Raw genomic sequence first — 11,874 nt, forward strand, 5'->3', positions numbered from 1 at the left:
CCGTCGCCGACTCCGACGACTCCGGAACGACAGAGGCGACGAAGACCGGCGACGAATTCCGACCGGGCTACCACTCCGTCAGCGCCCGCGTCCCGTAATTACGGGAGAGGACCCCCAAGAACGTCAGGACGCCGCTGAACGCGGCGGCCGCGCCGACGAAGAACACCCAATCGATGTTCGTCGTCATCAGCGCACCGCCGAGCATCGGGGCGAGGACGCTCCCCGGCCGCCAGACGAGTTCTCGGATGCCGAAACTGGACGCGACGCTCCCGTCGTCGGTTCCCTCGTCGGCGAACAGCGCCATACTCGCGGGTTCGCGGATGCTGTCGGCCACGCCGAGCAGAGCGTTGCAGGCCAGAAGCGGGAGGAAAGCGGCCGAGAGGTCGCCGACGACCGGGAACGTAGCGGGCAGGTCGAGCGCCGTCCCGATGTCGGGCGTGAAGGGGACGACCAGCGCGACCAGTCCGTAGCACCCGCCGCCGACGAAGACGAACAGCGAGCGCCCGGCGCGGTCCGAGAGGCGGCCGGTGAACGGTTGACAGAGCATGTTCGTCACCTTCTCGGCCGTGAGGACGACGCCGACGGCGAGCGGCGCGGTGTAGCCCAGTCCGCCCTGCGCGGCACTGACGCCCGCGTAGATGGGGACCCACGTCCGGACGAGCGTCACCGCGACGGCGTACTGGGCGCGGAAACTGGTCAGCGTCAGGAGTCGGCGGTTGAACGCGAGTCCGGCGAAGGGGTTGCCCCGGATGCGGGTCTCGTCGGCGTCCAGCAGGTACCAGACGCCGGCCATCGCGGGGACCAACAGCGCGACCAGCACGGCGTACACGGCGTCGAACCCGCCCCAGCGGTAGAGTGCGCCCGCGGCGAGGCTTCCGAGGATGCCCGCCGCGAGTCGCCACGAGTTGGCCTTCCCGATGTGGTTGGCGCGCTGGTCGGGCGGCGAGAGTTCGCCGACGAGCGCCAGCGACATCAGGCCCGACCCGGTGACGGCCGCGCCCTGTAGCCCCCGGACGAGGATGAAGTGCCACGACTCGGCGGCGGGCGTCGAGACGAGCGCGAACCCGACGTAACTCAGCACGCTCGCGCCGAGGACGCCCACGAGGACGAGTCGCTTGTCGCCCCGGTCGCCCGCCCACGCCAGCGGGACGGTAGCGAGCGTCTGCGCGCCGGTGAACGCCGTGGTGAACAACCCGACGACGAGACCGGAGGCCCCGAACAGCGCGATGTACTTCGGCAGGAGCGTCAACAGCGTGACGAACCCGAACCCGGACGCGAACCGGGTGAGATAGAGCGCGTAGAACTGGAGTCTGTCGTCGTTCACACCGGCATCGCTCACGGCGGCGGAAAAGCCGTTTCGGAACGCCGACGCTTCGGGGGACTCACGGCAGACGGGTCGGCTTTCACCGGACGCGCCCGGCGCGACGGACCACGAGACGCGCCCGGTCCACCAACCGCCAGAAGCGCGACAGCCAGCCAACCGCCAGCACGCGCTCGGCCGACCAACCGACGGGGTGGGATAAAGGGGCCGCCCGCTCGCGGCCGAAGGCCGTGGTCGTCTCAGCGACCCCTATCCGAGACGAATCGAGCGAAGCGAAGATGAGTCGAGGATATGTCGCTGAACGACCGCGAGCGGGCGGGGGCTTTCTGGACGTTTATTACCCCGATTCCGGAAGTCGTGGTTCGTAGCAAGCGGGCGGGGGCTTTCGAGAACTTCTTCGTCGTGGTTCTGGCGATTGTGGTCGCTGTCGTGGTTGGGACTACTCGAACCACTCGGCACTCGAAACTGCGACAGCAACCACAACAGCACCCGCAACCGCGGCAACAACAGCGACCGCCGACGAGACAGCATCCGCGACCCCCGACGACCCCAACAACGACAGCAACCACGACAGCGACAGCAACCACGACAGCGACAGCAACCACGACAGCGACAGCAACCACGACAGCGACAGCAACCACGACAGCGACAGCAACCCATAATCGAGCGACGGCAATATATTAACGTCCGGTTAGAAGGTGGCACGAGACCCATATTTTGCCATGGCTTGGCATCTCACGCTCGACGACGAGAGCTACGAGCAGGCCCGGCAGAACTTCGAGTGGGATATTCCGGACGACTACAACATCGCCCGCGACGCCCTCCGGAAACACGACGACCCGGCCGGGAGCGTGGCGCTGTTTCAGGCGTACCCCGACGGGCGGCGCGAGACCTACACCTTCCGGGACTTGGACCGCGCGTCGAACCGGATGGCGAACGCGCTGGCCGACGCGGGCGTCGAGTTCGGCGACCGGGTGGCCGTCGTGATTCCACAGAAGCCACAGAACCCAATCACGCACCTCGCCTGTTGGAAACTCGGGGCGATTTCGGTCCCGCTGTCCGTGCTGTTCGGCGAGGAGGGACTGGGCTACCGACTCCGGCACAGCGGCGCGAAAGCGGTGGTCGCCGACGCCAGCGTCCGCGAGACGCTGGAGGAGGTCCGGGCGGACTGTCCGGACCTCGAAACCGTCGTGGAGGTGGACGGCGAGGGCGAGAACCGGGCGGGGGAGAACGGCGAGGGCGACCGACCGGCCGACTGGGGCGACGCGATAGCGTTCTCGGAGTTCGTCGCGGGTTGCTCCGCCGAGCGCGAACTCGCCGACACCGACGCCGACACGCCCGCCATCATCATCTACACCAGCGGTTCGACCGGCCCGCCGAAGGGCGCGCTCCACACTCACAAGGTGTGGCTCGGCCACTGCCCGGCGTTCTACATGTACTTCGAGCGCGACGTGGTGGACGAGACCGTGGCGTGGACGCCCGCGGACTGGGCGTGGATAGGCGCGCTCGGCGATTTGGTCTTCCCGGCGTGGCACTACGGCCGCCCGGTCGTGGGCTATCCGATGGGGAAGTTCGACGCCGAGCAAGCTTTCGAAATCATGGAGGAGTTCGGCGTGACCGACGCCTTCCTCCCGCCGACCGCGATTCGGATGATGATGGACGTAGCGGACCCGACCGACCGGTACGACCTCGCGGTGGACGCCATCTGCTCGGGCGGCGAACCGCTCACGCCCGAGATTCTGGACTGGGCCGACGAGGAGTTGTCGGGCGTCGTCGTCAACGAAATCTACGGCCAGACCGAGTCGAACCTCCCGGTGGTCAACTGTCAGGACTGGTTCGAGGCCCGACCGGGGAGCATGGGCAAGCCGGTTCCCGGCCACGACGTGGCAATCGTGGACGACGAGACGGGGGAAGTCCTCCCACGGGGCGAACCCGGCCAAATCGCAATCCGGGCGGACGGCAACCCCGCGCAGTTCGAGGGCTACTGGAACGAACCCGACAAGACCGAGAGCGTCCGCGTGGGCGACTGGCACCTGACCGGCGACATCGCAGTGCAGGACGAGGAGGGCTACGTCTGGTTCAAGTCCCGCGACGACGACCTCATCATCACCTCGGGCTACCGGGTGGGTCCCGGCGAAGTCGAGAAGGCCGTCCTCGAACACCCGAGCGTCGAACAGGTCGGCGTCGTCGGCGTCCCGGACGAGACCCGCGGCGAGATTATCAAGGCGTTCGTCCAGCCGATTTCCGGCGTCTCGGGCGACGACGGCCTGCGCGAGGAGATTCGGGACCTCGTGCGCGACCGACTGGCGAAGTACGAGTACCCCCGAGAAATCGAGTTCGTGGAGTCGCTCCCCCAGACCACGACGGGGAAGATTCAACGCCGAGAGCTACGGGCGCGAGAGAAAGCGGAGTGACGGCGGCAGTGGACCGCGGTCGGTGACACCTGTTGACGACCCTGCCACAGTGTTTTGTCGGCCGGGCCTGAACCCCGTTCCATGCCCGGACCCGTCTTTCTGGAGGGCGAGGACGTGACCCTCCGCCCGGTCGAACGAGAGGACATGGAGTTCGTCCAGCGGTGGATGAACGACCCGCGAATCTGGCGGCCAGCCCTCGACATCGACCCGATGAACCGCGAGCAAGGCGAGGAGTTCTTCGAGAACGTGCTGTCGAACGCCGACGACGTGAAGTGTCTGGTCTGCGCCGACGGCGAGCCAGTCGGCCGGGTCTCGCTGACGGGGAGTCAGTACGGCCCGGACGAGACTTCCCGGTCGCGCTCGGCCGAACTCTCCTACTGGGTCGCGCCCGACGAGCAGGGACGGGGGTACGGGTCAGACGCCGCCGCCCGGATGGTCCGGTACGCCTTCGAGGACCGGAACCTCCGGCGGGTGGGCGCGTGCGTCGGGAGTTTCAACGAGGCGTCCGCGGCCCTGCTGGAGTCGCTGGGCTTCGAACGCGAGGGCACCCGGCGCGAGGCGGCGTGGTACCGCGGCGAGTACCACGACATGTACTGTTACGGCCTGCTCCGCGACGAGTGGGAAGCCGAGTCGTAGCCTCGTCCGCGACGGAGAACGAAGTAGCTGTCTCTGACAATCCTTTTTATTTTTCAGGAGATTATATTTAATGCTCTGGCGACGAGCGAAGCGGCCGCGACGACGAGTAGGCCGGTTCGTCAGAACCGGCCTACTCGTTGCCGCTCCCCTGCATCAGTTCCTGAATCTCCTCGTCCTCGGCCAGCACTTCGGGGTCGCCGCTGTCCACGATTTCGCCGCGTTCGACCACGAAGATGCGGTCCACGATGTCCGGGACGTGGGTGACGTTCGACTCGGCGACCAGCACCGCGATGCCCCGGTCGTTGATGGCCCGGATGTGTTCCTTGAGGTTCGAGACCACCACGGGGGCCAGTCCCTCCAGCGGTTCGTCAAGCAGGAGCAGGTCGGGTTGGAGCGCCAGCGCCCGGCCGATGGAGACCATCTTGGCCTGCCCGCCGCTCAGGTTCTCGACCTTCGCGTCCCGCCGGTCGTCGAGTTCCGAGAACACGTCGTACACGTCCTCGACCACGGCGTCCTCGTCGTCGATTCCCCGGTCGCTTCCGACCGTCCAGATGGGTAGGCGGAAGTTCTCGTCCACGCTCATGCCGGTGAACAGCTTCCGGTCCTCGGGTTGGTAGCCCAGTCCGAGTTCGGGAATCCGGTCGGGGTCCATCTCCGTGAGTTCCCGGCCGTCGTAGCGAATCGACCCGCTCAGGACCTCCGTCAGGCCCATGATGGAACGGAACGTCGTGGTCTTGCCCGCGCCGTTGCGCCCGACGAGTCCGACCGCCTCGCCCTCCTTCACGTCGAGGCTCAGGTCGTGGGTCACGTCGAACCCCTCGACGGCGGCGTCCACGTCCGAGAGTTCGAGCAGACTCATTCTTCGACCCCCAACAGGAGGCGGCGGAGTTCGTCGTCTGTCTCTATCATCGTCGGCGGTCCCTCGCCGTGGACCTGCCCCTGATGGAGCGCGATAACCCGGTCTGCGTACTCGGTCACGATGTCCATGTCGTGTTCGATGGTCACGGTGGTCACTCCCTGCTCTTTGCTCACGTCCGCGATGGTGTCGATGACGTACTCCTTCTCGCTGGTCGAGACGCCCGCGGTGGGTTCGTCCAGCAGGAGGTAGTTCGGGTCGAGACCGAACGACATCGCCACGTCCAGCAACTTCCGGGTGCCGTGGGGCAACTCCTCGGCCACCGCGTCGGCCTCGTCGGTCAGGCCGAACCGCGCCAGCAGGTCCTCGACCCGCGACTCGACTTCGGCGTGTTCGTCGCGCAGGCTGAACATGCTCGACGTGAGTCCGCGCTCGGACAGCACCGCGGTCCGGAGGTTCTCGCGGACCGTCATCTCCTCGAACAGCTTGACGACCTGAAAGCTCCGGACGAGTCCCTCGTGGACCCGCCGCTGGGAGGCCATCCCGGTCACGTCGTCGCCGTCGAGCAACACCCTCCCCTCGTCGGGGTCGAGACGCCCCGTGAGCAGGTTGACGAGCGTCGTCTTGCCCGCTCCGTTCGGACCGACGATGAAGACCATCTCGCCCGCCTCGCGGCCGAACTCGACGGTCACGTCGTCGGTCGCCAGTACCTTGCCGAACGACTTCCGGAGACCTTTCGCTTCCAACATCTTATCGCACCCCTAGCATCGACCGCACGCTGTTCACCCAGTCGCCGAAGGCCGACCTGAGCGCGCTCGCCGCGCCCGCGGCCCACGACCCGACGACGCTGGGGTCCTCTGCGAACTCTCGGGCCCGCTGGCGGACGTTGCCGCCGCGTTCGAGCGACCCGACGATTCCCTGCGGGAAGCCGAACACGATGACGAGCAGGACGATGCCCGTCAGCGCGTCGAAGTAGTTGGTGAAGTCCTTCCCGGCGTCCTGTAGGAACACCAGCACGACGCCGCCGACGAGCGGGCCGAGCAGGGTCTGGAAGCCGCCCAGAATCGCCATGTAGAGGATGTCGCCCGACTGGAGGAAGTACAACACCGGGCCGGGCCGGACGTGCTGTTGGACCATCGCGTAGATGGCACCCGCGAGTCCGCCGTAGAGACCCGAGATGACGAACGCCAGCCAGACGTATCGCTGGACCGGGATGCCGATGAACTCCGCGCGGGTCCGGTCCTGTCCGATGGCGTCGAGCGCCGCCCCGAACGGCGACTTCACGAGTCGGTACATCACCAGCAGGGAGACGACCGCGAACACCACCGTCAGATAGTACAGCAGGACGGCGTAGGCGTCGGCGTCGAGCGCCAACCCGAAGATGAGCGGCTGGTTCGCCTCGCCCGGCCGGACCGGAAGCCCGTCGCTGGAACCGAGGTAGCTCTGGCCCTGCACCAGCGCGTACAGCAGTTGGCCGAACGCCAGCGTCAACAGCGAGAAGTACAGTCCGGTGTGGCGAAGCGACAGGTAGCCGATGACCGCGGCCATCAGCCCCGCCGCCAGAACCGCGGCGAGCAACAGCACCGACATCATCGCCACGTCGAGTTTCGAGGCCAACAGTGCCGTGGCGTACGCCCCCGTCCCGAAGAATGCCGCGTGTCCGAACGACACCAGCTTGGTGTGTCGAAGCAGGAGGTTCAGACCGACCGCGGCCAGACCGAACGCGAGTCCCTGATGGACGACGCTCAACTGCACGCTGGCGGTGAGTCGCGCGAGGTCCGGCACCGCGAACGCCAACAGGAGACCCACCACGGTCAACACGGCCTGCTTGCGCGTGAGTTCGAGACCCTTCATCACCCGAACGTGGGTCTCGCCGCCGCGGGTGACGAGACCCGGCCGCGAGCGTCCGGCGTCGGTCGTCCCCCCGCCGTCGGTGGCTGGTTTCTCGGCGTCGCTCATTCGGTCTCACCCCACGTTCCGAAGAGACCTTCGGGCTTGACCAGCAGGACCAGCGCCATGATAGCGAACGGCGCGGCAAGTTCGAGCGCGGGCACCTGCCACGTCGCCCACTTGCTCAGCAGGCCGACGAGCAGGGCCGCGACGAACGCACCCTGAAGGCTCCCCAGACCGCCGATGACGATGACGACGAACGAGAGGACGAGGGGGTTCGCGCCCATCTCCAGACTGGCGAACGACTGGGGGAGCGCCATCGCGCCAGCGAACCCGGCGAAGAACGCGCCGAGCGCGAACACGAGGGTAAACGTCCGCTCGGTGTTGACGCCGATTGCGGTCGCCATCTCGCGGTCGATTGCGGTCGCTCGGATGATGCGCCCGGTCTTCGTGCGGTCGAAGAACCAGAACAGACCGACGACCACCACCGCGCCGACGGCGATGACGACGACGTTGTAGGTCGGATAGGTGAGTCCGACGAACTTCGCCACCGGAATGGAGTTGATGCCACTGTAGACGCCCTGTATTCGTCGCGGCGAGGGACCCCACACCAACTTGTTGAAGTCCTTGATGATGAGGAGCAGGCCGAACGTCAACACGAGTTGGTACACCTCGTCGCGTTCGTAGATTGGTCTAAACAGCGTCGATTCGAGTAGTACCCCGACCGGGACCAGTACCAGCGCGGCGATTACCGCACCGGCCAACACCAGCACGAGGAATATCGCCTGTGACGCGGGGTCGGTCGGCGACCCGACCAGTCCGGTCAGGTAGCCGAGGACGCTGAACGAGACGTACGCGCCGAGCGCGAACAACTCGCCGTGCGCGAGGTTCAGCACGTCCAAGATGCCGAGGATAATCGTCAGTCCCGAGGCGATGAGAAACAGGATGAACCCGTACTGCACCCCGTGGAGCGTGTGCGTGATGAAGTTCTGTAGTGCAACCATGATGGAAATCGTCGTGTTCTCGAAGTCCGGGCGACGTTACGACCAGCTACCAATCCACTTCGCGGACTTGGTTCCCGGTGGCGGCGACACCTCCCGCGGGTCGTACATGTTCACGTCTTCGAGGACGGGCGCGCCCACGTCCGAGGACCACGACATCTTCCCGTAGTAACTGTTGGACATGCCCTGATGGTCCTCGGACATGACGTGGTAGCCCGCGGGGGTGTAGAAGCCGTGGCCCTCCAACGATTTCGCAATCTGCTCTTGGGACGGCCACCCGCCGACTATATCGACGGCTTTCTGGGTCGCGGTGGCCCACGCCGCGACCGCGCCGTATCCGCTCATGAAGTGGGCGCTCGGCACGATGTCCCACTTCGACTTGGCGTCCTCGCGGAGTTTCTTGCCGGGTTGCCACCGGTTCGTCGTGGGTTCGCCCCAGTAGAAGTTCCGGGACCCGGAGATGGCGCTGGCCTGTTCAACCACGTCTTGGCTCAGGTCGTTGACCGCGCTGTAGAGGACCGACCCGACGAGTTGGGTGTTCTCGAACATGTTGTTCGCGGCGGCCTGACTCATCAGCGTCGTCACGTCGCCGCCCCAGCAACTGGAGAAGGTCACGTCGGGTTGTTCGTTGTTGACCTCCGTGATGTGGGTGGACATGTCGTCGGCCATCAGGTCGGGGTAGCCCTCGTAGACGACTTCCACGTCGCCCGCGAGTTTCTTGATTGCGCGCTTGAACACGCTGAACTCGTCTTTCCCGAACGCGTAGTTGGGGTTGATGCCCGCGATGGTGTTTACGTTGTCCGCGCCGAGGCGTTCGACCGCTTCGCGCGCCGCCGAGACGCACTCCATCACGTCGTAGTTCTGGAACCGGAACGAGTAGGTCGGGTCCGTCACCGTCTCCTCGTAGAGGGTGGTCACGGTACCGTCGGTGCCGACGTTGACGACTTCCTGCGATTCGACTTCGGGTGCCATCGCCGCGTGACCGCCCGACGAGATGGGACCGAAGGTCACGTCCTTGCCCTCCTCGACGAACTGGTTGTAGTTCTCGACGTGGGAGTCGCCCTCGTGAACCACGTCGAGTTTCATCTCGCGCCCCGCGACACCGCCCGCGCCGTTGATGCGCTCGACTGCGAGTTGCGCGCCGTACTGGGCCTGTAGTCCGAGGACCGCCGCCGCGCCCTCCGTGAACGTCTGGAGTCCCGCCTCGATGGGTTCGTCCGGCACGTCGCTACTCGACTGGCTATCGTCTTCCTCTCCGCTGCCGAGGAGCGAACTGCACCCCGCGAGCGCCGCCGCGAGCGCGGTTCCACCCGCCGCCTTCAACATGCTCCGTCGCTCTATGCCACCAGAAGCTTGCTCGTCCTGAGTCATGAAATCACCTAGTATCTCTCTGCGCGACGGTCGGCGCGGTACCGCGGACGGTCGCTCACGCGCGCGTCTACCGTGCGCATCAATACCATATATCAATACGCCGCGTTCTCGTTGCTAATAACCCGTGGTTAATCACTTAACGTCGGGTCCCGGTGAAGGGAAAGTCCTATGTGGGTGAGTCACAATCCTTCCGCCAGACGAGACCCTTCGGGAACTATGATAACAATTTCTATGGACATGGAGCAGTACGACTGTCCATTCATCGCCACCAGCGACGACCACGACGTGACGTTCACGACGCTCCACTGGGACTTCAACCCGAGCGTAGACCAGTTAGAGACCAGAATCGTGGTGGACGGCGAGGACCGCGGGGCGCTCTCGAACGGTCTGTCCGCTCTGCGGGACCACGACAACATGCGCGACTACGAACTCCTCTCGAAACGGGGCGGTGCCGCCCACGTCCGGACGGTCATCGGCGAGACGGACGCGATGGCGACGATTCGGGACCACGACGGCTACATCACCGGCCCGTTCCACATCGAAGACGGGAGCGAGACGTGGAACGTCGGGTTCGACAGTCCGGAAGTCACCGACCGGGCGCTCGGGGGTCTGGAAGTCAACAACGAGTTCGACATCCTCTCGCGCGAACGCCTCCGCCTCGACACCCTCCAACGGTTCGCCCGCAACGCCGACGCCGCGGCCACGCTAGTCGAGGGCTGTTCGGACCTCTCGGAGGTCGAACGCGAGACGCTGACGGCCGCCGTCGAACACGGCTACTTCGACACGCCACGGAACGGGACGCTCGAAACCATCGCCGACGAGTTCGGCGTCTCGGCCCCGGCGGTGTCCAAGAACCTCCGACGCGCCCAGCGAAAAGTCAACCAGCGCGTGGTGGACGCTCTCGACAGTCTGCGGTGAGTCTCGGCAGTCTGCGGTGAGTCTCGGCAGTCTGCGGTGAGTCTCGGCAGTCTGCGGTGAGTCTCGGCAGTCTGCGGTGAGTCTCGGCAGTCGCCGGTCGCCGGTCGAGCGGTGCGGTGTCGTTGACGGATTGGTTCCGCGTCGATAAAGCAATCTATAGTCGTGTTAGAGATGTATTTTACATTCTCTAAGCAATATTTTCCACCTCAAAAGGGCGGTCGGCGCGCGCTGGCGGACCCTCGTGGTCCGCCATCTCCGCGCGAGGGATGAGGAACGCAGGCCATCGGCCGAGGACCGCAATCGGTTGGGGAGGCGTGTGGTTCGCGGTAGCGGTGCTGTGCGGTTTCATTGGCTCAAGTCTGTAGCTATTTCTCCATCTATCCGAGTTCGCGGTCACGACCGCGCAAAAAACGAAATCCCGGAGTTCAGCCCTGCCACTCAAGTACCGTCGCGGCCCACGTGTAGCCGGTTCCGGCCGCGAGGAAGCAAACCACGTCGCCGGACTCGACCAGTCCGTGCTCCAAGCCCTCGTCCAGCGCGAGAATCTGGTCCACGCTCTGGACGTGGCCGTACTCGTCTAAGTAGTAGTTCTCGGCGTCTAAGCGGTCGGTCAGCAGGTCGTGGAACGACCGCTTCATGTGGGTCAGCGCCACGAAGTCGAGGTCCGCGCGGTCGTAGTCCGACCGCGCCAGCGCGTCCTCCGCGACTTCCTCGAAGTTCGAGAGGCTCACGTCCGCCAGACGCTCTTTCATCCCGTCGGGGTCGGGCACGTCGAGGGCGTGGAGACCCTGTTCGACCGTGGCCTGACTCGCCGGGTTTCGGGACCCGCCCGCGGGCATCACCACGTCCTCCGAGAAACTGCCGTCGGTGAGCGCGGCGCTCTCCCGGACGGTGGCGCGGGTGCGCGACTCGTCGGGGTCGGCTTCCAAGACCATCGCGCACGCGCCGCTCCCGAAGTTGAACATGAACGACGAGTCCTCGTTCTCGTAGTCCACGAGGTCCTCCTCCCGACTCGCCGAGACCAGCAGTGCCGTCTCTGGCGCGTCGGCGAGCAGTTGGGACTTGGCCTGTCGAATCGCCAGCGGCGCGCCCGCACAGAGCGCGTAGCTTTCGACCGCGAAGGCCCCGTCCGCGCCGATGCGCTCGGCGACGTTCGCCGCGGCGCTCCACACCACGAAGTCCTTGAACTCCGACCCGTGGTAGAGGACCATATCGACATCCTCGACCGCAACGTCGGCGTCCGCAAGCGCGTCCTCGGCGGCCGCCACGCACATGTCGGTCGCGTGGTCGGCGTCGGGCGGGCAGACTCGCTTCTCGCGGATGCCCATCTTCTCGACCACGACTTCCTCGGGAATCCCGCTCTGTGCCGCGATTGTTTCGCCCGTGACGGTCTCGTCGGGCACGTAGACGCCGTAGCCCGTGAGTCCGACCGTGGATTCGTCTCGATTGGTCATGCTGTGGCCTCCT

The 11,874-nt window shown here is 65.8% G+C and carries 11 protein-coding genes; 3 read left to right on the forward strand and 8 right to left on the reverse strand.

Translation table 11 applies throughout. From position 1 onward, the window contains the following. Positions 1-67 precede the first annotated feature (67 nt). Together P2T60_RS04185 and P2T60_RS04190 are read right to left on the reverse strand one after the other, a co-directional pair. Positions 68-1,324 carry an MFS transporter gene (locus P2T60_RS04185; RefSeq protein ID WP_276281303.1) on the reverse strand — a complete coding sequence of 419 codons (1,257 nt, stop codon included), beginning with the start codon at positions 1,322-1,324 and terminating at the stop codon, positions 68-70. Positions 1,325-1,760: 436 nt separating this feature from the next. Beyond that, positions 1,761-1,997: a hypothetical protein gene (locus P2T60_RS04190; RefSeq protein WP_276281304.1), complete on the reverse strand. Its 237-nt coding sequence runs from the start codon at positions 1,995-1,997 to the stop codon at positions 1,761-1,763. Between the two features lie 46 nt (positions 1,998-2,043). On the opposite strand from P2T60_RS04190, the gene P2T60_RS04195 reads away from it, so the two are divergent. Together P2T60_RS04195 and P2T60_RS04200 are read left to right on the forward strand one after the other, a co-directional pair. Next, the gene (locus tag P2T60_RS04195; protein ID WP_276281305.1) at positions 2,044-3,735 is read left to right on the forward strand and encodes an AMP-binding protein; all 1,692 of its coding nucleotides are present in this window, start codon (positions 2,044-2,046) and stop codon (positions 3,733-3,735) included. An 81-nt stretch (positions 3,736-3,816) separates the two neighbouring features. Continuing rightward, complete coding sequence (locus P2T60_RS04200; RefSeq protein WP_276281306.1) at positions 3,817-4,371, forward strand: GNAT family N-acetyltransferase; 555 nt, start codon at positions 3,817-3,819, stop codon at positions 4,369-4,371. 130 nt (positions 4,372-4,501) lie between these two features. On the opposite strand, the gene P2T60_RS04205 is transcribed toward P2T60_RS04200, so the two are convergent. From P2T60_RS04205 to P2T60_RS04225, 5 genes are all read right to left on the reverse strand, one after another. Next, positions 4,502-5,230, reverse strand: a complete 729-nt coding sequence (locus P2T60_RS04205) for an ABC transporter ATP-binding protein (protein ID WP_276281307.1) — start codon at positions 5,228-5,230, stop codon at positions 4,502-4,504. Further along, a complete protein-coding gene (locus P2T60_RS04210; protein ID WP_276281308.1) occupies positions 5,227-5,976 on the reverse strand; it encodes an ABC transporter ATP-binding protein in 750 nt (249 codons plus the stop codon). The genes P2T60_RS04205 and P2T60_RS04210 overlap by 4 nt, the downstream gene beginning before the upstream one ends. Position 5,977: 1 nt before the next feature. Next, positions 5,978-7,081 carry a branched-chain amino acid ABC transporter permease gene (locus P2T60_RS04215; RefSeq protein ID WP_420028706.1) on the reverse strand — a complete coding sequence of 368 codons (1,104 nt, stop codon included), beginning with the start codon at positions 7,079-7,081 and terminating at the stop codon, positions 5,978-5,980. Between the two features lie 101 nt (positions 7,082-7,182). Next, on the reverse strand, positions 7,183-8,121 hold the full coding sequence (locus tag P2T60_RS04220) for a branched-chain amino acid ABC transporter permease (protein ID WP_276281310.1): 939 nt from the start codon (positions 8,119-8,121) through the stop codon (positions 7,183-7,185). 36 nt (positions 8,122-8,157) lie between these two features. Continuing rightward, positions 8,158-9,444: an ABC transporter substrate-binding protein gene (locus tag P2T60_RS04225; protein ID WP_382209865.1), complete on the reverse strand. Its 1,287-nt coding sequence runs from the start codon at positions 9,442-9,444 to the stop codon at positions 8,158-8,160. Positions 9,445-9,705: 261 nt separating this feature from the next. Here P2T60_RS04225 and P2T60_RS04230 point away from each other — a divergent pair, with 261 nt between their 5' ends. Further along, positions 9,706-10,407, forward strand: a complete 702-nt coding sequence (locus P2T60_RS04230; protein WP_276281312.1) for a helix-turn-helix domain-containing protein — start codon at positions 9,706-9,708, stop codon at positions 10,405-10,407. 425 nt (positions 10,408-10,832) lie between these two features. On the opposite strand, the gene P2T60_RS04235 is transcribed toward P2T60_RS04230, so the two are convergent. Next, positions 10,833-11,861: a 3-oxoacyl-ACP synthase gene (locus P2T60_RS04235; protein WP_276281313.1), complete on the reverse strand. Its 1,029-nt coding sequence runs from the start codon at positions 11,859-11,861 to the stop codon at positions 10,833-10,835. Positions 11,862-11,874: the final 13 nt, after the last annotated feature.

It is taken from the genome of Halorussus caseinilyticus (assembly GCF_029338395.1).
Taxonomy (GTDB): Archaea; Halobacteriota; Halobacteria; order Halobacteriales; family Haladaptataceae; genus Halorussus; species Halorussus caseinilyticus.

Excerpts from the sequence above, each read along its gene's own strand:
- P2T60_RS04230 (WP_276281312.1), top strand. The coding sequence starts at position 9,706 with ATGATAACAATTTCTATGGACATGGAGCAGTACGACTGTCCATTCATC.
- P2T60_RS04225 (WP_382209865.1), bottom strand. The coding sequence starts at position 9,444 with ATGTTGAAGGCGGCGGGTGGAACCGCGCTCGCGGCGGCGCTCGCGGGG.
- P2T60_RS04235 (WP_276281313.1), bottom strand. The coding sequence starts at position 11,861 with ATGACCAATCGAGACGAATCCACGGTCGGACTCACGGGCTACGGCGTC.
- P2T60_RS04195 (WP_276281305.1), top strand. The coding sequence starts at position 2,044 with ATGGCTTGGCATCTCACGCTCGACGACGAGAGCTACGAGCAGGCCCGG.
- P2T60_RS04205 (WP_276281307.1), bottom strand. The coding sequence starts at position 5,230 with ATGAGTCTGCTCGAACTCTCGGACGTGGACGCCGCCGTCGAGGGGTTC.
- P2T60_RS04210 (WP_276281308.1), bottom strand. The coding sequence starts at position 5,976 with ATGTTGGAAGCGAAAGGTCTCCGGAAGTCGTTCGGCAAGGTACTGGCG.
- P2T60_RS04220 (WP_276281310.1), bottom strand. The coding sequence starts at position 8,121 with ATGGTTGCACTACAGAACTTCATCACGCACACGCTCCACGGGGTGCAG.
- P2T60_RS04200 (WP_276281306.1), top strand. The coding sequence starts at position 3,817 with ATGCCCGGACCCGTCTTTCTGGAGGGCGAGGACGTGACCCTCCGCCCG.
- P2T60_RS04215 (WP_420028706.1), bottom strand. The coding sequence starts at position 7,081 with ATGAAGGGTCTCGAACTCACGCGCAAGCAGGCCGTGTTGACCGTGGTG.